The sequence below is a fragment of the Psychrobacter immobilis genome (assembly GCF_904846185.1).
Taxonomy (GTDB): Bacteria; Pseudomonadota; Gammaproteobacteria; order Pseudomonadales; family Moraxellaceae; genus Psychrobacter; species Psychrobacter immobilis_B.
The window spans coordinates 158,531-179,986 of record NZ_CAJGZQ010000004.1 but is presented as its reverse complement, the minus strand read 5'-3'; the positions used below and the strand labels follow the sequence as shown (position 1 = coordinate 179,986).

11 protein-coding genes are annotated in these 21,456 nt (G+C 42.8%); 6 read left to right on the top strand and 5 right to left on the bottom strand.

Annotated features, from left to right (window positions below):
- Nucleotides 1–259 precede the first annotated feature (259 nt).
- Both JMW94_RS03560 and JMW94_RS03555 read left to right on the top strand, forming a co-directional pair.
- Nucleotides 260–1,822: an exonuclease SbcCD subunit D C-terminal domain-containing protein gene (locus JMW94_RS03560; protein ID WP_201601256.1), complete on the top strand. Its 1,563-nt coding sequence runs from the start codon at nucleotides 260–262 to the stop codon at nucleotides 1,820–1,822.
- A gap of 101 nt (nucleotides 1,823–1,923) precedes the next feature.
- Nucleotides 1,924–5,841, top strand: coding sequence for an AAA family ATPase (locus tag JMW94_RS03555; protein ID WP_201601253.1), 3,918 nt, complete (start codon nucleotides 1,924–1,926; stop codon nucleotides 5,839–5,841).
- Nucleotides 5,842–6,006: 165 nt separating this feature from the next.
- On the opposite strand, the gene JMW94_RS03550 is transcribed toward JMW94_RS03555, so the two are convergent.
- Nucleotides 6,007–10,854 (bottom strand): NAD-glutamate dehydrogenase, encoded by a 4,848-nt coding sequence (locus JMW94_RS03550; RefSeq protein WP_201601250.1) that lies wholly within the window; start codon nucleotides 10,852–10,854, stop codon nucleotides 6,007–6,009.
- Nucleotides 10,855–11,311: 457 nt separating this feature from the next.
- Between JMW94_RS03550 and purD the strand changes: the two genes are divergently transcribed.
- Nucleotides 11,312–12,640, top strand: coding sequence for a phosphoribosylamine--glycine ligase (gene purD, locus JMW94_RS03545; protein ID WP_201601394.1), 1,329 nt, complete (start codon nucleotides 11,312–11,314; stop codon nucleotides 12,638–12,640).
- A gap of 298 nt (nucleotides 12,641–12,938) precedes the next feature.
- Nucleotides 12,939–14,333, top strand: a complete 1,395-nt coding sequence (locus tag JMW94_RS03540) for an ABC1 kinase family protein (protein WP_201601247.1) — start codon at nucleotides 12,939–12,941, stop codon at nucleotides 14,331–14,333.
- 156 nt (nucleotides 14,334–14,489) lie between these two features.
- Here the strand turns inward: JMW94_RS03540 and JMW94_RS03535 are convergent, their stop codons facing one another.
- Complete coding sequence (locus JMW94_RS03535) at nucleotides 14,490–15,167, bottom strand: SAM-dependent methyltransferase (protein WP_201601244.1); 678 nt, start codon at nucleotides 15,165–15,167, stop codon at nucleotides 14,490–14,492.
- Nucleotides 15,168–15,376: 209 nt separating this feature from the next.
- Here JMW94_RS03535 and JMW94_RS03530 point away from each other — a divergent pair, with 209 nt between their 5' ends.
- Complete coding sequence (locus tag JMW94_RS03530) at nucleotides 15,377–15,568, top strand: DNA gyrase inhibitor YacG (RefSeq protein WP_045453002.1); 192 nt, start codon at nucleotides 15,377–15,379, stop codon at nucleotides 15,566–15,568.
- A 47-nt stretch (nucleotides 15,569–15,615) separates the two neighbouring features.
- The gene (locus JMW94_RS03525; protein ID WP_201601241.1) at nucleotides 15,616–16,797 is read left to right on the top strand and encodes an aspartate aminotransferase family protein; all 1,182 of its coding nucleotides are present in this window, start codon (nucleotides 15,616–15,618) and stop codon (nucleotides 16,795–16,797) included.
- Between the two features lie 114 nt (nucleotides 16,798–16,911).
- On the opposite strand, the gene JMW94_RS03520 is transcribed toward JMW94_RS03525, so the two are convergent.
- From JMW94_RS03520 to JMW94_RS03510, 3 genes are all read right to left on the bottom strand, one after another.
- On the bottom strand, nucleotides 16,912–17,811 hold the full coding sequence (locus JMW94_RS03520; RefSeq protein WP_201601238.1) for a LysR family transcriptional regulator: 900 nt from the start codon (nucleotides 17,809–17,811) through the stop codon (nucleotides 16,912–16,914).
- A 234-nt stretch (nucleotides 17,812–18,045) separates the two neighbouring features.
- Nucleotides 18,046–20,100 (bottom strand): DNA polymerase III subunit gamma/tau, encoded by a 2,055-nt coding sequence (dnaX, locus tag JMW94_RS03515; protein WP_201601235.1) that lies wholly within the window; start codon nucleotides 20,098–20,100, stop codon nucleotides 18,046–18,048.
- Nucleotides 20,101–20,169: 69 nt separating this feature from the next.
- Complete coding sequence (locus JMW94_RS03510; protein WP_201601232.1) at nucleotides 20,170–21,432, bottom strand: hypothetical protein; 1,263 nt, start codon at nucleotides 21,430–21,432, stop codon at nucleotides 20,170–20,172.
- Nucleotides 21,433–21,456: the final 24 nt, after the last annotated feature.

Sequence of the window (21,456 nt, the reverse complement as noted above, 5' to 3'; positions counted from 1 at the left end):
TTAATAATGGCTTGGATGTTACTAAATATGGACCTTTTCTAGTACCATTTATTTGTTACTTAATACTATTAACAACGCGCTTTATTAATCAGCCTTTTTAAATAGCCGTTTTTTTAATAAACGATCATCGTTTCATTTACGGCTAAATGTCACTACCCATTCTTAGGTACTTTGCTTTACTGTTAAGTTTATAGCAAAGCAAATCGCACCAATTCTTGCTAGAATAATCGATGTCTTTTATCCATCATGAAACTCAATTATGCCTGTATCTACTACCAAACCTCTCACTATCCTCCATACTTCCGATTGGCATTTGGGAAGACGGCTTTATGGGCGCATGCGTTATGAGGAATTTGAAGCCTTTTTAAGTTGGCTACAAGAGACCATTAGCCTGCAGAAAGTGGATATATTAATCGTTGCTGGTGATATCTTTGACACCATGACCCCAAGCAACAGAGCTCAAGCGCTATATTATGAATTTTTAGGAAAAGTTTCAAAATCATGCTGTCAACATATTGTCATCGTCGCAGGCAACCACGATTCCCCTACTTTTTTAGATGCACCAAGTAACGTACTCAAGTTTTTAAACGTTCATGTTATCGGTACCGCTTGTGAAGACTTAAACAATGAAGTATTGGTGTTAGACGATACAAACGGAAACCCGCATTGTATTATTGCAGCTGTTCCCTATTTGCGTGATCGTGATGTCCGTAGTAGTGGTGCTGGCGAGTCGGCTGATAGCAAAGATGCCAATGTCATTAAAGGCATTCGTGCCCATTATGATGAAGTAGCTAGCATTGCCAAAGCGAAGAAAGCTAAATTAGTTGAAGTATACCAGCGGCACATCCCTATCATTGCTACAGGGCATCTATTTGCAGCCGGTGGCACCACTACTGAAGACGATGGTGTACGTGAGCTTTATGTCGGCTCACTCGGTAAGATTTCTGCTGACATGTTCGATGAAAGTTTTGACTACGTTGCACTTGGACATTTGCACGTGCCACAGCGTGTCGGTGGTCGTGAGAGCATTCGCTATTCAGGCTCGCCAATCGCGATGGGATTTGGTGAGGCTAAGCAACAAAAGCAAGTATTACTGGTACAGTTTGGTGCAGTAGCAAATGACATTAGCAGTCAAAAGTCAGCCTCAAACAATACAATTGAAAGCAGTATTCCTCAGCTGACCAATACCGTTACCCCGATTGAAAAATCTGCTAAGAAAGCAGCCAGTCAGACGACGGAATTTATGGATGACTTGTTTGGTTTTGACGAGCAATCAGAAAGTAATGAGATGACAAAAACTGCTGCTATAGAAAAAACCCCTGATCAGCAGGATCAAAACAACCAATCAATGCTTAAAAATCTCGATACTTCCAACAAAATACTGCACCGAGATGACTCTAATCAGATGCAAGTAGTATCGCTACCTATTCCAAAGTTTCAACAACTGGCACAAGTTTCAGGTGATTTGGAGTGCCTTAATCAGGCTATAGATAAAGTCATTCAATCTCTTGATGCAACAGAGTCTGTATGGCTCGAAATTATTTATACGGGTGAGGAGATTATCAGCGAGTTACGTGAGCATATCCAAACGATGGTAGATAATTTGCCGTGCGAGGTGTTAAAAATCAAAAACACTCGTACCTATAATAAAGTACTAAATCAACAACAGATCTCTGAGACGCTACAAGATTTAAATGAGCAAGAAGTATTCGAGCGTTGCTTGATTGCTCATGATATTCCTGATGAGCAAAAATCATCTTTGCGTGACGCCTATGATCAAATCGTTTATAACTTACGTCATGAAGATACTCAAGCTGAATAGCATTATGTAATCATAAACGCTGTTGATCGAAGCTAGCTAGAATAACAGCTTCATTTCTCATTATTACCCTCATTTACTACCTATAAAAATAAGACCCTATCATGCGCCTAATCGAACTACGACTTAAAAATTTGAATTCTTTAAAAGGCGAATGGCACATTGATTTTAATGACCCCGCTTTTCTTAACGAAGGTATTTTTGCCATTACTGGGCAAACGGGTGCTGGCAAGACGACCATATTGGATGCGATTTGCTTAGCACTCTATAGCCAGACGCCAAGACTGGGCGATATTACTGGTTCAACGAACGAGATAATGACCCAAGGTACAGGTGAATGCTCAGCAGAAGTCATTATAGAGATTGATTCTAAGCGTTATCAATGCTACTGGTATCAACATCGTGCCCACAAAAAAGCCAAGGGCAATTTATTACCAATTAAGCATGAGATTAGTGAAGTCAAAACTGGCAAGATTTTAGAAGAGAAAAAGTCCAAAACTTCTGCCTATATACAAAACCTCATCGGCATGGATTTTAATCAATTTACACGCTCCATCATGCTCGCACAGGGCAGTTTTGCCGCGTTTTTAAAGTCTGATATTGGCGATAGAGCCGCGATTTTAGAGAAAATAACGGGCACTGCTATTTATGCCAAAATATCGTTAAACGTTCATGAAAAAAAACGCTCTGAGGAAGACGTACTTGGTAAACTACAGGTGGGCGTGAATAGCTTGTCGTTATTAAATATTGAAGACGAAAAGCTACTGGTAGCAGATTTAGAGAGCTTTAACCAGCAGCAAAAAACACAACGCCAAACCTTTAAAACCCTGAGTGAACAGCTACAGTGGTTGGATAGCGTTCAGCAGCTACAGCAAAATCTCTCGACCTATCAGACCGATTTTGCAGCGGCACAGCATACGCAGCAGACCTTTATTCCAGAAGCCCAGCGTTTAGATGGCGCTAATAAGGCTTTAGAGATTGAAAGCTATTTCCGTGAGCTTAGCTACAGCCGAAATTTGGTTAAGCAGTTAGAGGTTGAGCAGCAAGATTTGCTTAATGAGATTCCAACTCGGCAAGCAGCGCTGGTACACGCCAATACCCATTTAAAGAATATCAATACCATTGAAAAGCAAGCCACAGATAGCTTATATACTACTTTGCCTATTATTAAAAAGACGCGCGAGTTGGATGCTGAGATAAAACAGCACTCTTATTCTTTAGCTAGCGATAATAAAAGTAAGGATGCATTAGTCAATAATATGCAAAGATTACGACAAGAACTAGCTAGATACCAGCAAAAAGAACAAGAAACAAAAGCTGAGCTTAGCAGTGTAGAAAAGTACTTTCGCGACTACCAAGAGCTAAACGATCTCAATACAGATATGGTGACCTTCGATAACAGCTGTCGCCAATTAATGGCGCTGTTGGAAGATAATGCCAATCTAACAGCGGATAAACTTGCTTATAGTAATCAAGCCCGCATGCTACAGACTGATTTTGATAAGTTATATAAGCAGCAAAACGCAGAGAAATTATTGATAACGCAGCAACGCGAGCAACTTGCCAGCGTACAACAGCAGCAAGCCACACTCATTCAAAACCAGCCCATTGCTAATATGCGTAGCGAGCAAGAGCGAATCGATCAAATAAGTACTCAGATTGCGCAAGCCCATAGTAAGCTAGAACAGCTGTCTGAGCGTACCAACCAAATTCAACACATCAATGCAACGATACCCACACTGAACCAAGAGCTTAAGATTTTAGAAGGTTTGATTGCTAGTCACAAGATAAATATTGAAGAGGCTAAGCTCAAAAAACAAGATAGGCAAGAGCATCTACATCTACTACAAAAGGTCGCTAAGCTTGAAGATTATATAGTAGAGCTAGAGGATGGGTCGCCCTGCCCGCTTTGCGGTGCGCATGAACATCCTTATAGTAAAACACATCATCCGCTATTAGAAAATGAGCTTGGTGCTGAAAATCAGCTCTCTCAGACACAACAAGCCCAGCTGCAGATATCTGAGTTTACAACGCTTATTGAAAAACTTGAGCAAGGGTTATCCAAATCTCATATTGACCATGCCACCAAAAAAGAAGCCATCAATAATCAACAGCAGCAGTTAGCGCCCTTGCAGCAGCAATCTAAAATCTTACACGCTGATATTCAGTCTAACCTTTCCTCGCTATTTAACACTGAAAATAGTTATTCGGAATCGACTGTGGCAATTATCGATCCACTTGCGCAGATTAACAACGATACTGATATTCATATTGATCACAGCTTATCCTTATTAGACACCATCAAACACAAACTGACTGAGCATAAACAGTCTCTTAAAACGATAGTCGTCAAATATGACAACCTAGCTGAAAGTGCTGCAACGCTCAGTATTGCCATCGAAGTCGATGGAAAGCAGCAACAGCTACTTAGTCGCGACATTAATAATCTAACCACTGATATCAAGCTAAATGCTCAAAAAATTGAAAGTGTCGAAGATAAGATTGCCACTAATTTTTCGGCACTCATACCCATGATGACCTATATTTCATCTTTGGTGAGTAAGTACCCAACGGCTAAATACGAGAATCATTTAACGATAGCGCTCAAAGCGACTGACGTTCAAGGCGCACTGCAGCAACTCATTGAAAGTACTCATAAGCAAACAGTATTAGCAAGCGCAGATTATGATGAGCATATTGATCAATTGCGGGCACAACGTCATGCTTTGAAGCAGTTAAAGCAATATCACCATGAGCAAAGTAGCCGCCAACAGCAACTCACAAATACGCTGAGCAGCCTGACTGCGAATATTGAGAGTAAGCAAGCACAGCTCGCCAATGATGAGACAGCACTCAAAGAATTAGAGGAATTAATTGATAATAAAACAGAGGATATCGAACAATTAAAGAAAGCTAGAAAAGCGCTATTCGCAGATAAAGATACAGACTATGAAGAAAACCAGTTGCGCAGCGCTGCTGATGAGGCTAAAGCCAAACAAATCATAGCTCAAAGACAGCTAGATTCTATACAGCAGTCTTTAGAGCAATTAAAGAGCAGAGAGCAACAGCTAGCTACAGAGCGACAGTCGGCGACTACTACCGTAAATACACAGGACAGCATTTTTATTAACTTACTCGCAGAGTCAAAGTTCGTCGATGAAACGGATTTTTTGAGTGCGCGTCTGCCCAAAGAAGAGCGTGAGGCATTACATATACGTAAACTAGCGATTGATAATGCCCTACAACAGGCTAAGTTGCAGTTAAATAATACCCAGCAAACGTTAGAGCAAAAACTTGCCACGCCTATGACAGATGAAGACCGAGAAACACTTGCTGGCAAGCATCATCAAATACAGACGGATATCGATGAGTTAAGTCAAAAAATCGGTGCGATTGACCAAAAGCTTAAGGATAACGACAGCCAAAAAGGGCAACAGGCGACACAGCTGATTGCAATCGATGAACAAAAACAAAAACTACAAGTTTGGCAGCAGCTACATACGTTAATTGGTTCTGCTGATGGCAAAAAATATCGCACCTTTGCGCAAGGCTTAACGTTTGAGGTCATGATTAGCCATGCCAATACGCAACTGCAAAAAATGAGTGACCGCTATTTGCTCATTCATGATGACAGCAATCCGCTTGAGCTTAATGTGATTGATAACTATCAAGGCGGTGATATTCGCAGTACCAAAAACCTATCGGGCGGCGAAGGATTTATTATCAGCTTGGCGCTCGCCCTTGGGCTATCGCAGATGGCGAGTCACAACATTCGCGTGGATTCACTGTTTTTGGATGAAGGGTTTGGTACGCTTGATGAAGAGTCGCTTGATATTGCACTCGATACTTTAACGAGCTTACAACAAGAAGGCAAGCTTATTGGTATTATCTCTCACGTACAGGCGTTAAAAGATCGCATCTTGACTCAAATCAAGGTTGAAAAAATCTCGGGTGGTTTTAGCCAAATCAGTGGTCAAGGCTGTCGCCGAGTGGTCAATATTACTAATGAAAAAGCCTCGTAAGTTAAAGCGGTCATCAAGAGTCGAGCGTGCATCACGCAGTTGATTACTTTTTACGCTTATTACACTTAGCCAGACAATAAAAAACCACCGTTATTAATTAACGGTGGTTTTTTTTGAAAAGACCTTTATCTTGTTGTTTATTGAATGACTAGTTACTTAGTTTAGTTACTTGGTTACCAAACCGCTTAGCTCACTCATCAATACTGACAACGTTGAAAGACCAAGTTGACCATTTTCATCATTGCTATGCAGATTATCTAACTTGCTCATCTCTGTGGTGACAGACTCCAGATGATCTAAGTGGCGTGAACGCCATTCACCAAACGCTTGCTTCGCATCTGGTTTAGATAATATGGCATCCATCAGTAGACGTAGACTACGTGACAGCTCATTCATCAACGCATGGCGTGCGCGGCGATCCCAGTAGTCTTGCTGTGGTAACGTGGCGATGTTGTCCATCATCCAATCTAACTGCAAGACGTGATAGGCATCAAAGTACAACGTTGCAATCTCATCCACAGGGCGCTCATATTGCTCAGCGAGCAGTGCGGCATCAAGTGCATCAACATGATAAGGCAGCATCGCAAACAACGCGGCATCACTATTAGACAGATCATTCTGCATCAGGCTAGTCGTATCTTCTTGCAAGTATTCTGCAAATTGTTGCTCAATAAAGCCGCCTGATTTGGTTAATTTCTCAACACTATCACTAAAGCGACTGATCATGTCAGCGACTTGCAATTCTTGACCAAAGGCATTGATAAACCAAACAACACCTTGCTCAAGCGCGTCACGTAGACGCAGTTCAAGAGTTAGTAGTAATGTAGCATCGACTTGATTGTCCAGTGCTTCAAGCGTGTTCCAAGCTTTTGATATATTGAAGACATCACGGCTAATCGCATAACCACGCACGATGGTCGCGAGCGATTGGTCTGTTTCCTCATAAAGACGGAACAGTGCTTCAATGCCCAAACGATTGACCACACTATTGGTCAAATAGGTGCTGATAATCTCACGATGTAAGCGGTGTTCAGTCATCTCATCAAAGAACCGCGTCGCCAGCTCATCAGGGAAATACTTGCGCAGCTCATTGATAAAATACGCATCATCTGGCAAGTCTGATGATAACAAGTTGTCATACACCCACATTTTGCCATAAGCCATGACAACTGCCAGCTCAGGGTTGGTCAAGCCAGTATCTGCTTTTTGACGTTTGGCAATTTCTTCATCTGATGGCAGATATTCAATCGCCCGATCAAGACGCCCTTCACCTTCTAACATTTGAATAAAACGCTGATGATCGCTTAAGTTAGCCGCCGCACGGATGTGGCTAAGCTCGATCGCTTGTGGCTGAAGGTAGTTTTGACGCAATACCAGTTCTGCCACGCTATCAGTCATGCTCTCAAGCAACTCATTACGCTGCTTTAAGGTCATGTCGCCTTGCTCGACCACTTTACCAAGTAGAATTTTGATATTGACTTCATGATCTGAGCAATTAACGCCGCCTGAGTTATCGATAGCGTCGGTATAAATGCGACCGCCCGTTTGTGCATACTCGATACGCCCTTGCTGGGTAAAGCCTAAGTTACCACCTTCACCAACGATAGCCGTACGTAGCTCATTGCCGTTGACCCGTACGGCGTCATTGGCACGGTCGCCGACATCAGCATGGCTCTCATTCGCGCTTTTCACATAAGTACCGATACCGCCATTCCAAATAAGGTCAACAGGCGATTTTAACAACGCACTGATTAACTCATTGGGTGCCATTCTATCTTCGGCGATATCAAAACGCTGTTTCATCTCAGCACTGAGCGTGATGCTCTTATCTTGGCGGGAGAAAACGCCACCTCCTTGGCTAATAAGTGACTTTTCATAGTCATCCCACGTCGAACGCGGCATGTCAAATAAGCGGGCACGTTCTGCATGTGAAGCAGCAGCATCTGGATTCGGATCAATAAAGATATGTAGATGGTTAAATGCGGCGACCAGCTGGGTATGGGTTGAGAGCAGCATGCCATTGCCGAATACGTCACCGCTCATATCGCCAATACCAACCACGGTAAAGTTATCACGGTTCTGAATGTCCATGCCGCGCATACGGAAGTGGCGTTTGACCGACTCCCAACCACCGCGTGCAGTGATACCCATGGCTTTGTGATCGTAACCAACCGAGCCGCCTGAAGCAAAGGCATCGTCGAGCCAGAAGTCGTATTCAGCAGACAAGGCATTGGCAATATCAGAGAAGCTGGCGGTTCCTTTATCAGCCGCGACCACTAAGTACGGATCATCTTCATCATGACGCACGGTGTTGGCTGGCGGGACAATTTTTCCATCAACGATATTATCAGTCACATCGAGCATACCGCGTAGGAATGCTTGATAACAAGCAATGCCTTCGGCTTGGAATGCGTCGCGACCATCTGCCATGGTTTTGGTTTTGACGATAAAACCGCCTTTTGAACCAACAGGAACGATTACGGCGTTTTTGACCATTTGTGCTTTGACCAAACCAAGCACTTCGGTGCGGAAATCTTCCATACGATCCGACCAACGCAGACCACCACGGGCCACTTTACCACCGCGCAAATGCACCGCTTCAACACGCGGCGAATACACGAATATCTCAAACATCGGCTTTGGTTTTGGTAGATTAGGAATATCTGCTGCCAAAAACTTAAACGATAAACGATCTTTACGCTGACCATCGCTATCGGTTTGATAGAAATTCGTGCGTACCATGGCGTTAATTAAATCTAAGTACCAGCGTAAGATACGGTCTTCATCCAAGCTATCCACACCTGCCAATGCCGCCGTGATTTGCTGTTGAATCTGCGCGGTTCTTTCTGTGCGTTCATCTTCACTGTATTTAGGGTTCATACGGGCATCAAACAGACTACCTAGCGCCACACTAATGTCGCTATTTTTTACTACCGTTTGCTGAATATACGTACTAGAGAATGGTGCTTTCGCTTGCATCATATAACGTGACAATGCTCGTAGTACCACCACATCATAAGTGTCTAAATTGGTCGTCAATACCAACTCGTTAAAGGAGTCACTCTCAACATGTCCCGCCCAAATCTGTTTGAGACTGTCTTCAAACTGACCACGCACCACTTGCATGTTGACAGTATCAACATGCTCCAGTGTTAGTTCATACTCTTGCATCCAAATCGGCTGCTCTGGCAAATCAAACTCATAGGTTTGTGCTGAAATGACAGACACACCAAAGTTTTCAAGGATTGGCAGGACTTTGGATAAAATAACAGGCTGTTCACGGCCATACAGTTTTAGGTGTAATTGATTGCTTGCGTCGCCGGTTGATTGGTATAAATGCCAAATCATCGGCTGTTCTGCTGTCAATACAGCCAAACGCTTGGTGTCTTCAACCGCAGTACGGGCATCAAAACGCTCTTGATAAGCCGCAGGGATATAATTCAAAAAGCGACGGTTTAAAGCATTGGCTTGTTGCTCACCGACATTATCCAGTAGCATCTTTTGATAGCTGTCGCTCCATGATTGCATTAAAGCAGATAGTTTTGCTTCAAGTGCAGCAGTATCGACGTCTTTCACTTGACCTGGCACCGTACGCACGTGGACATGCACACGTGCGTGAGCTGATTCATTGAATTCGGTGGTAAACCCTGATGATGTGCCACCGTAGGCTTCTTTTAGGACGTTCTGTACTTTGATACGTAGCTCGGTGTTGAACTTGTCGCGCGGGATATAGACCAAACATGAGACAAAACGCTGATAATGATCCACACGGCTGAATAGGCGCAGGCTCTTTTTATCTTGCAACTGGCTGATACCAGAAACGATAGGATATAGCTCTTCGACGCTGGCTTGAAAGAGGTCATCACGCGGCAAGGTGTTAATCACATGCATCATTTTATGGTGTGCATGACCGTCACGAGGCAGTTCTGCCATCGCCATAATCTTATTGGCTTTGTCACGTAATAGCGGAATTTGCTGTACCGTTAGTTGATACGCTTGTGAGGTCAATAGACCAATAAATCGATATTCACCAACCAGCTTACCATTGTCATCAAACTTATGAATACCCAAAAAGTCCATATATACGGGACGATGCACAGGCGATACACGGCTTGATTTGGACAACATCAATACTCGCGGTTCAGTCAATAGTTGCTTTAATACTTTTGGCAATTGGCTAAAACTTTCGGACAGTTTATCTTCTTCAGCACCGCGTAATAGACCAAGACCGCTATTACCAATGGCGAATAAATCTAAATCAGCAGGTTCAGCATTCACTTCGACAGCCTGCCCGCCTTCCAAACGATATTCACGATAACCCAAGAATATAAAATGATCGTCTAATATCCAATCTAAAAACGCTTGTATCTCTTGCTGCGAGTAAAAAACTTCTGGCAGTGGTTTATTTGATAGCTCAGCTTTAATATCCGTCAACTGCGCACGCATCTGCTTCCAATCGCCAACGACTGTATCTAGCGTATCAATTTTTGCCAATAACATTTGCTGTAATGCAGCCAGATCTTCATCATCTTGATAGGCAATTTCACAATGAATCAAAGACAAATGAGAGGTCGCGCTTTCATGTGCGCCTTCGACATGAGTAATATGACCATTATCATCACGTGCAACACTGACAATGATGTTATAAGTACGATGAACATCGATACCTTCAGACTCAAGACTCATCAAAATCGTATCGACTAAAAACGGTCTGTCATAGGCAACAATTTGAATAACCGTATGTGAGCTATGAAAATGCTGCTCTTCTGCTTTGGGGTTCAGCACCTTCAGTTGTGGCTTGCTGCCATCATAGGCTTGGAGCAACGTAAAATGATGTAATGCCATGCCCGCTAGGTCAGCATTACTGATAGTCTCAGCTGCCTCTGCGTGCAATGGCTGATAATAGCTATGAATAAAATGATCAAATAATGATTTGTCTTTTTGTACATAACTGGTAGCAATATCGCTTATCTGGCTGATGCGCTCTTTTGCGATACTGAGGGAGTTTGGCATGTCCTTCATCCTTTTTTATAGATTTAATTTATCATTTATTTAAGTTTATTAATTCGTACTAACTAATGGCAGCGCATAAATATGTGAAACATTATTGGTGCTGCGGAGCAGTATATCCATTTACGCAATTTATTCTGTTTTTTCTTGATATTTTAAGTTTCTCTCCTTTTTTCATCCTTATTTTTAGGAATATGTCGCAATTGGGATTTAATACCATTAATTTAGTGAAGTGTAACGTACATAGCGCGCCAGCTAAAGCGTACAACATCATTTCATGAATCAGCAACATGTCGATAACATTTACTCATGAGACAGGTTTTACTCTTTCTTGACGATTAATTGCTGGCGAGTGGATACTCATGGCAATCGGTATGACTTTTTTGTTAGAATATGCCAGTATATTTGAGAGTGTGTGGCTAACTCATAATTAACTTTAATGCTAAGGGCAAGACGTATGATGAATATTTTGGTGATTGGTTCAGGTGGTCGCGAACACGCGCTAGCATGGCAGTGTGCAAAAGACGATAAAGTCAATAATGTCTACGTCGCGCCTGGTAATGCTGGTACAGCGCTTGAACCTAAATGCCAAAACGTCGTCTTAGAATCTGCAGACGAGAATGCTAGTGAACATAGTGCAATCATCGCGTTTTGCCAAGACAATGCCATTGATATGGTCATCGTCGGGCCAGAAGCGCCTTTGGTCACTGGTATCGTTGATGCCTGCCGTGATGCTGGTATTAAAGCGTGGGGACCAACAGCATACTGTGCGCAGTTAGAAGGCTCCAAAACCTTCGCCAAAGAATTTATGGAGCAAAACAATATCCCTACAGCAGCCTATAAAGGTTTTACTGAAGCTGTGGCTGCCAAAGCTTATATCGATGAACATGGCGCACCAATCGTTATCAAAGCCGATGGCCTTGCCGCTGGTAAAGGAGTCATCGTTGCGGAAACTATCGAACAAGCACATGAGGCCATCGATGATATGCTTGCCGACAATAAATTCGGTGATGCAGGCAGCCGCGTGGTGATCGAGCAGTTTTTGCAAGGCGAAGAAGCCAGTTTTATTTGTATGATTGATGGTAAAAACATCTTACCGATGGCAACAAGCCAAGACCATAAACGGGCTTTTGAAGGCGATACAGGGCCGAACACAGGCGGTATGGGAGCATACTCTCCTGCGCCAGTGGTCACTCAAGATGTCCATGAAAAAGTCATGACCCAAGTCATTCAACCAGTGGTTGATGCAATGAATAATGCGGGTCACCCTTATACGGGATTTTTATATGCAGGTCTCATGATTGATGAAGCAGGTGACCCTTATGTTATCGAATTTAACTGCCGTTTTGGTGATCCAGAAACTCAGCCTATCTTAATGCGTTTACAATCATCAATGGTAGATTTGGTGGCACAAGGTCTAGCAGGACAGTTGCCTAGTGATGCTCAATGGGATAGCCGCCCTGCCCTCGGTATCGTCATTGCTTCAAAAGGCTATCCTGAAACATCATCAAAAGGTGATGTGATTGCTGGCTTGCCAGAACTAGATGACAATAATGACAACGCTGTCAAAGTCTTCCATGCGGGCACTGCTTTTTCTGACAGTGATGCCATAGACCGTGAAAAAGAAGTGGTGACGAATGGCGGACGTGTATTATGCGTGACTGCTCTTGCAGATAGTATTTCAGATGCTCAGCAAGCCGCACTTGCGGTAACAGGTGCGATTAGTTTTGATGGTGCACAGTATCGCCGTGATATTGGTCATCATGCCATTGCTCGTGAAAACAGTTAAAAATCAATATTACTCAGGCGAGAACTGTTCGCAGTTTTAGTCTGATACACCAAATTACTCTTAGCTTTTATGATTCGACCTAGCATCATGCTAGGTCTTATTTTTTGATATTATTTTTTACGAAGTTATAATCTGCAAATATATACTGCGGCTTACAAAGTAACTGCTATTGGCAAGCTTAGGCTCATCAACCAAATGTGCTTTATATGATACAATTTTGTACCCGTACATCGCATCTCCCTTGTATTGTAGGTTTTGAACCCACAAATCAATACCAACTGGATGAATGATTATATTTATGGCAAATGATACGTCTAAACCTTCTAGCACCAAGCAATCCATCGATAACTTAAAAACCTCAGGGTTTGATAGACGAATGTCGATTGCCAAAACTTCCTTAAATATTGGTCGCCGCTGGGCGGGTAATAGTGTGTCTGGCATGTTCTTAAATAAAGAAGCTCGTACAGCACGTAACCAAGTATTTATGGAAGCCCAAGCGAACTACCTCGCAGAAGAGCTAGGTAAGCTAAAAGGTTCGGTCGTCAAAATTGGTCAAATGCTAGCGATTTATGGCGAACATATTTTACCACCAGAAATCACCCGTGCCTTGCAAACGCTCAATGACGATACCGCTACGTTATCATGGCCAACCATGCAACAAACCCTGCAGCAATTATTGGGCGAAAAACTACATGAATTAGATGTCGATACGGTTCCTATAGGTACTGCGTCGCTCGCGCAAGTTCATCGAGCCACCGTGATTGCAACTGGTGAGCAAGTTGTATTAAAAATTCAGTATCCAGGTGTTGCTGATGCAATCAACTCAGATCTTGCTTTATTTAAGCAACTATTAAGAGTAAGTAATATCGTTCCGCAGACCCGTTCGCTCGATGCTTGGTTCGAAGAGATACGTGACCTACTCCATCATGAAGTGGACTACGAAGCTGAAGCCGCGACGACAGAACGGTTTTATGACCGTCTGAGTAATGATCCGCGTTACATAATTCCCAAGATTAATCGTACTTATTCCAAAAAGCGCCTACTCTGCATGTCTTATGAGCCAGGTATTACCGTAGTTTCTGAGGCATTACAATTATTACCTCATGAGCGTCGTAACGCTATTGGTCAGGCAGCCATCGAAATCATGATGCAAGAGATTTTTGTGTGGGGTGAAATGCAGACAGACCCCAACTTTGGTAATTATTTGGTTCGTGTCAGTGAAAATGAAGGCGATATCGATAAATTAGTATTATTAGATTTTGGTGCTATTCGTCAATTTGATAACAACCTTTTGACCATTGCGCATGGCTTACTAAAAGCTGGTTACCGCCATGACCATCAGGCAATGATGCTTGCGATGACGGGTTATGACTTCTTTGATAGTATGAGTGATAAAGTACGCTCTGACATGGCGTCACTATTTTTATTGGCAACCGAACCGTTTAGTGATCCAGCGACCAATCCTGATATTCCTAGCGATTGTCTAGATAAGGACGACCGTTATATTTGGGCGAACAGCAAACTCCACTCTCGTCTCTCAACACAAGCCACAAAAGCGATGCAGTCTTTTGAGTTTAACTTGCCACCAAAAGAATTTATGTTTATTAGTCGAAAATTTATTGGTGCTTATACCTTTTTGACGGTGCTTGACGCTTATACTGACTCGGATACTTTAGTAAAACCTTATTTATAGTTTTGATTGAAGAAATTTTTTTTTGAATAGCAAGTAATTTTTGAACAGCCTTTTTGTGGCGGTTTTATTTTTTAGCATTTTATTTGCTTAGGCTATTTTATATATTATAAATTAGCACTTATTATCGGCAAGATTTATTTCGATTTATTACTTAGGTTATTTAACCTGATTCACAGTATCAGCCTGCCACTCATCAAACCTAGTTTTATAACCCTCCGGCTTACGCATATTAAGCTCCCAGCATACCTCTCCACGGGCTAAATATTTTATTTCAAAATGCGTGCGCTGACTGTCATCAGCGACTTGATAGCGCTTATTAGGCAACGACCATATCTCCGTTGCTTGCTGCTCTGCATTATTGATATAGGCTTCGATGTTGGTTACTAGTACCACCTCTCCACCTACTTGCAAGCGTGACAATAGAAACTCGAAGAAAGGCATGTTTAGCCATTGCTGGTTGGGATTATGCTGTTCAGGATTGGGGTACAGTATGAAGATTTTACTGACACTATTGGGTTTAATGGCATGCACAATCCATGCGATCGCATCAGCATGAATGGCAGTTAAATTCGGTGAATCTTGTAGCACTGCCAGTTTGGCAAAAGCGTCAAACTTATTGCGCGTACGTTCAATTGCAATCAGATGCTTATCGGTATTTTTTGCGGCGAAACCAAGCGCATGCTTACCCTTCCCTGCACCAATTTCTAATATTAAAGGAACAGCGCTTTTATTGTCATGAATGATATTTGGCATAATAAAATCACGTGGTGCTGAAAGCTTTTCTGGTTGAAATGCTCGCTGTTGCTGATGTGTAAGCTCAATATTATCGCTCATCTACTATCCTTAAAGTATTTGTCTTTTGCCATTATTCGGGCGCATGCTATTATATAGCCAATCCACTTCAATAGTAATATAGCGACAGCGAGTAACGCGCTATCGTAGTCTATCAAGCGCATACGAGATGAAAATACATACAATTACCGACTGCCGCTCGCTAATGACGTTCATCATACAAATAAATTGAGGATACTCCCACCCTTATCATGACTGAATCTACCCCCCACACCTCTCCTAAAACCTATCCTTGCCCACGTTGTGGCACTAAAACAGCATGGCAAGATAATAAATACAAGCCGTTTTGTAGCAGTCAATGCAAACTTATCGACTTAGGTGCATGGGCAAATGAAGACTATACCTTGCCTGCAGAAACCACGCCTTTTTCTGACGAGCTATAATCAACACCTTCTCTTTTAACTAATTTATCATCTTAAGGATGTTTTATATGTCTGCTACTTATCTGATGCCCACTTATAACCGTCAGCCAATCAGCTTTACACGCGGTTCAGGCAGCTGGCTATATACCAAAGATGACACGCCTTATTTAGATGCGCTGACTGGTATTGCCGTATGCGGTCTAGGGCATTGCCACCCGCAAGTGACTGACGCCATTCAGCAGCAAGCAGCGACTTTAGTACATACCAGTAACTTATTCGGTATCGACTGGCAAGAGCGTGCGGGTGAAGTGCTATGTACAGCCGCCCAAATGGACAGTGTGTTCTTTGCCAATAGTGGTGCTGAAGCAAACGAGGCGGCGCTCAAATTGGCGCGTCTATATGCCTATCAGCAAGGTTTTAAACGCCCAAAAGTCATCGTTATGGAGCAGTCATTCCATGGTCGTACCTTATTATCATTGTCAGCCACCGCCAACCCAAAAGCCCGTGAAGGGTTTTACACATTAGATGATGACTTTATCCGTGTACCCTTTGGCGATATTGCCGCGATTAAGCAAGCCGCGCAAGATCATGATGAAATTTGCGCCATCTTTGTAGAGCCTATTCAAGGTGAAGGGGGTTTAAATACTGCTGCTAACGGATTTACGTATCTTGAAGAACTACAAGCAGAGTGTGAAGCCCATAACTGGTTATTTATGCTGGATGAAGTGCAAACAGGTAATGGCCGTACGGGTAAATACTTCGCTTATCAACATAGTAATGCGCGTCCTGATGTATTGACGACAGCTAAGGGCTTGGGTAACGGTTTTCCAGTAGGCGCGTGTATGGTACGTGGCCGCGCTAATGGCCTGTTTGGTGCTGGTAGTCATGGCTCTACTTATGGCGGAACGCCGCTAGCCAGTCGTATAGTACATAGCGTATATGACGTATTGGCTAACAGTGATATCATGACCAATGCCGTAACCGAAGGGCTGTTTATTCGTGAGACGCTGGTCGATACACTAGGACAATATGGCGTCAGCAGTCGTGGTGCAGGTATGATGATTGGTATCGCTTTGCCTGAAGACATGGACTGTAGTCAGTTGGTTGATCGTGCGCGTGATGAACAAAAGCTAATCATCAATGTCACTGGTGGGCATGTTGTGCGCTTGCTACCGCCGCTTAATATGAGCCGCGATGAGAGCACACAAGTGGCTGAGCGTTTGATTGACTTGCTAAAACCATCATTTTAAATGATTGGTCACACTAAACGCTAACACTAAAAAAGCCTATAGATAATATGTCTATAGGCTTTTTGCTTTTGGAGGCTTTAAACTCCTCTCTACGGTGCGTTATTCAAACGTCACCTAATTGGCATGGAAGTACTTTTTTAACACCTCTAAACAGCGAGTGATTTTGGCTGGCTGTTGATCACGGTTTAAGGTGACAGCATATAGTACAAAACTTGGTAATTGATAACCGGTCAACACTTCGACCAAATCACCATTTTCAAGCTCTTTTTTGATGTCCATTTCCATCATTCTAACCAAGCCATGACCTTCTTTCGCCAAGGTGGTCGCCATAAAAACATTATTGGTATAAATGCGTGAATTCATTTTCGTGCGCGTTTTTTTACCCGTTTCTGTCTGAATGAGATCAATTTGATTGGCATCTTTCATGATTTCAATACAAATCAGCTGATGGTCAGCCAAATCTTTAGGCGTCTGCAGTTTGGTATGTTGGCGTAGGTACTGCGGTGACGCAACCAACATTTGGCGCACATCGGTCAATGGATGACTGCTGAGGCTCGAGTCATTAATCGATGGACTCATACGAATCGCAATATCGATCCGCTCCTCAATCATGTCAATATAGTGGTTGTCTGCCAGATAGGTAATGCTAAGATCATCATGTGCCGCCATCCACGTAGAGAGTGCTGGCAAGATGTGATTAACACCAAGCTCTGGTGTTGTCGCCACTCGTAAGCTGCCTGCCAACTCATCACGCAACTGATTGACCTTAATCCGCCCTTGTTCAGCAGCACTTACCACATCCTTTGCGGCTTCATAAAAGCTTTCGCCAGCTTCTGTTAAGCTCAGCTTACGAGTTGAGCGGTGTAATAGCACGACGCCCAGCTCATTTTCTAATGAGCGGATTTGCTGACTGACTGCACTGGTTGTAATGCCAAGCTCACGAGCAGAGCCACTAAAAGAGCCATGTCCAACCACACTGGCGAACACAGCCATACCGCGTAAATTATCCAACATATTCTCACCTAAACTTCATTTCAGTTTTTAATATAACTTAACCATTATAACGAATCTTAATTTATCTTATCGTTACTAAATATTTCTCTCTTGTTTAAAAAAGCCCATTTAATCTGCAATAAAAACAAAAATATCAAGGCGATAGTACAACATCGCCTTGATATTTTATATGAAAGTTGTCTTTAATAACTATATAGACTTTTAAATAATTTTAACAACAGTTTTTCTGACTGTTTAATACAACTGAACCTTACCCATTTTTCCTTCACCGCGTTTATTCAAATACTGCATCACAGGCGTAGCAAGCAGTCTTGCTTCTGCAACCGTTTTGGCTTGCACCAAGCGCTTTTGTTGGCGACGCTCAGGCGTCTTATCCTCTGCTTGCATGACACTACCATCGATTTGTAAGTCAATTTCTGCTTGGGTGAACTGCTGTTGCAGTTTAGCCGCCAATTGCTGAAAAGTGGTTTGTAAATGCCGACTATCTACACTTGTTATAAATATTGCCTTGCCATTACATAAGCCCATCATCATGCCTTGACGCGCAAGTGCCAATTCGTCTTGAGCCAATATCTCCGCTTCACGAGCCGTTTGTAGCCAATAATCCCATTTTTCTGGTGTCCACTCACCTAGTAGTTCTTGCGGTAAGCAACGCAGCAAAGTACGAGGATCATCAAGTTGCGTTGTTAACTGAGAATTATTTGCATCAGGCTCAATAACGGGTTCAGGCTCAATAACGGGTTCAGGCTCAATAACGGGTTCAGGCTCAATAACGGGTTCAGGCTCAATAACGGGTTCAGGCTCAATAACGGGTTCAGGCTCAATAACGGGTTCAGGCTCAACAACTGGTTCAGGCTCAATAACGGGTTCAGGCTCAATAACGGGTTCAGGCTCAATAACGGGTTCAGGCTCAATAACGGGTTCAGGCTCAACAACTGGTTCAGGGCTAGTAACTAATACATCATGATTTTGCTCATCATTTTGAGCCAAACTTGGCTCAAAATTGTTATAGGTTTTGACTTGTAAATCATCATTATCTCGTGCTTGATAATCAACGCCATAAGACTGTAATGGCGGTGCAGAAGCCGATTGGCTATTCGATGACTGTGTAGAACGTGTAAATGTCCCATCTTCTATAGCTGGTACTTCATGTGCTACAGAGCCAGCATAAGTATGATTTAATATCTCATCGACTGGCAACGGACGAAATGCCAGCAGGCGTAAAATGCACATTTCCAGCGCTTGCATTGGTGTGCTCGCAAGCTTAACACCTTCACGTGCTTGCACGACAATCTCATAATACAGTTGCAGAACATCTGGACTCATATGCTGCGCAAGCGTGTTAATATCTTGCGCCTGTGACTCATTTACATTTAATGCCACTTCAGGCAACAGCTGAGTCAACGCTAATTGATGCAGTAATTCAGTAAGACCATCAAACATACTCGTCGCATCAACCATTTGCGCACGCATTTGTTCTATATGAGCCGCGACAGCAGATTTGTCATGGTTATAGATATCAGTAATTAAACTGACCAGATCAGCCGCATCAATTAAGCCAAGCATAGCGTTTACAGTGACATCATCGAGCGCGCCTTGACCAAAAGCAATGGCCTGATCGGTCAATGACAACGCATCACGTACCGAGCCTTTGGCGGCGCTCGCCAATTGCCAGAGCGCAGGTTGCGTATAGCCTACCTGCTCTTGGGTAAGAACATTTGCCAAATGCTCGCTAAGTAAAGTTTGCGGTAGCGGACGTAGTACAAACTGCAAACAACGCGAAATAATGGTAATCGGCAATTTTTGCGGATCAGTCGTGGCAAGTAAGAATTTTACATGCTCAGGGGGTTCTTCCAAAGTTTTAAGAAGCGCATTAAAACTGTGTGTGGACAACATATGTACTTCATCAATCAGGTATACTTTATAACGCCCCTGACTTGGCGCATACGGTACATTATCCAGCAATTCACGTGTGTCTTCTACTTTGGTACGGGATGCCGCATCAATCTCGATAAGATCGATAAATCGCCCTTGATCGATGGCCACGCAGTTATCACACACACCGCAAGGCGTACTGGTGATGCCCATATCGCAGTTCAAACATTTAGATAAGATACGCGCAATCGTGGTCTTACCCACACCGCGTGTGCCCGTAAAGAGGTAAGCATGATGCAGGCGATTATAATCAATCGCATTAATCAATGCTTGAGAAACATGCGTTTGCCCAATTAACTCGTGAAAGTTTTTGGGACGGTATTTGCGCGCTAAAACTTGATATTGCTGCGTCATAATGAATGCCAATGTAAATAATACAGATATAGATGGAGTGTCAAACCAGTAGGCTATATTAGGTTTAGATTATAACTGCGCTTGAAGTTGTGCTAAACGTTCGTATAAGCGCTGAGTATTAGCGTCAATCACTGAGCCTTTTTGATAAAAGGCATCCAAATGCACCTCTGTATTGACGCTATCATCGCAAGGTCTAAACTCCACGCCAATCAAAAACAAATCATCCATCACTGGATCCTGCATTTGAGCATTGAGCTCCAACAACAAGTCTTGTTGAGACGTGCGCACCTTATCAGCACTCAGCGAACTATTATCATCTTGCGCATAGAAAACCATCAGATAATGGCGTCCAAACACGTGATAAGAGTGCTCATGACAAACATAACCATTCCAGCGAGAGTCTTGATCCATCGTTTTGTAGGCTAAGATTTTTTCAACCAAACAAGCGTAAGTATACATTGATTCATCGACCAAAATATCAACCGGCTTTTTTGGTAGGGGTTGACCTGCCTCATAATAATGTTTGATCAAACTATTAAACAGCTTGTACCACATCCGAGTATTTTTCTGAATCTCAGCCATGAGTGCTTTGGCAAAGACTGCCTGATCTGGTTCTGTAGCTTTGAGCAAGCGTTGCTCAATCTGATCGATCAACTGATTGTCAATCAATTGCTCTTGCACCCTAATCGCTCTTTGATGAAAGTCAGGCGACTGTAAAAACTGGATAAGTAATGTCGACTCGTCTTGGAATGACTCAAACCCTGTCAGCTGGCTGCGATGAAAGTCTAAAAATGCGGACAAATCGCTTGGCGTAACCAATTGGCTGATGATATCGACAAAGTTTTGATGGCTAAATACCTGTAAGACACTCTGCTCATCATCCAGATCTAAAACACAGTCTTCAGCAAAAAACTGACTACCATATTCATAATCAACCGTATGCGAGGATGCTTGTAGTTTGTCATCTTGATGGGTAACAGACAATGACGTCAAACCAATGAAATAAACATCCTTACCAGCTGTCGAGGTATTACTTTCTGCCATCGACTTATCGTTTTTTAGATAAAGCTGAGCGTGACGCTTAATTAGTTGGTTGACGACTTCTTTTCTCCACTCACGAACTTGAGCGCTGTCTACTTTTTGCCTACTCGCTTGCATCACCACATCATTGACGATCAAATAAATGATAGCGCCAGAAAACTCAAAAACGAAATCATAACCTTGAAACTGCTTAGGATTGGTTGTTTTATCTGCTGGTAACTCATACAAAGATAAGAAACTTTGTTGAATCATTTGTTGCCAAAGTGAGGGTGACTCGTGCTGAGTATCCATGATATCCCTATAAATGAGGTCTCA

Excerpts from the sequence above, each read along its gene's own strand:
- JMW94_RS03560 (WP_201601256.1), top strand. The coding sequence starts at position 260 with ATGCCTGTATCTACTACCAAACCTCTCACTATCCTCCATACTTCCGAT.
- JMW94_RS03555 (WP_201601253.1), top strand. The coding sequence starts at position 1,924 with ATGCGCCTAATCGAACTACGACTTAAAAATTTGAATTCTTTAAAAGGC.
- JMW94_RS03550 (WP_201601250.1), bottom strand. The coding sequence starts at position 10,854 with ATGCCAAACTCCCTCAGTATCGCAAAAGAGCGCATCAGCCAGATAAGC.
- purD (WP_201601394.1), top strand. The coding sequence starts at position 11,312 with ATGAATATTTTGGTGATTGGTTCAGGTGGTCGCGAACACGCGCTAGCA.
- JMW94_RS03540 (WP_201601247.1), top strand. The coding sequence starts at position 12,939 with ATGGCAAATGATACGTCTAAACCTTCTAGCACCAAGCAATCCATCGAT.
- JMW94_RS03535 (WP_201601244.1), bottom strand. The coding sequence starts at position 15,167 with ATGAGCGATAATATTGAGCTTACACATCAGCAACAGCGAGCATTTCAA.
- JMW94_RS03530 (WP_045453002.1), top strand. The coding sequence starts at position 15,377 with ATGACTGAATCTACCCCCCACACCTCTCCTAAAACCTATCCTTGCCCA.
- JMW94_RS03525 (WP_201601241.1), top strand. The coding sequence starts at position 15,616 with ATGTCTGCTACTTATCTGATGCCCACTTATAACCGTCAGCCAATCAGC.
- JMW94_RS03520 (WP_201601238.1), bottom strand. The coding sequence starts at position 17,811 with ATGTTGGATAATTTACGCGGTATGGCTGTGTTCGCCAGTGTGGTTGGA.
- dnaX (WP_201601235.1), bottom strand. The coding sequence starts at position 20,100 with ATGACGCAGCAATATCAAGTTTTAGCGCGCAAATACCGTCCCAAAAAC.
- JMW94_RS03510 (WP_201601232.1), bottom strand. The coding sequence starts at position 21,432 with ATGGATACTCAGCACGAGTCACCCTCACTTTGGCAACAAATGATTCAA.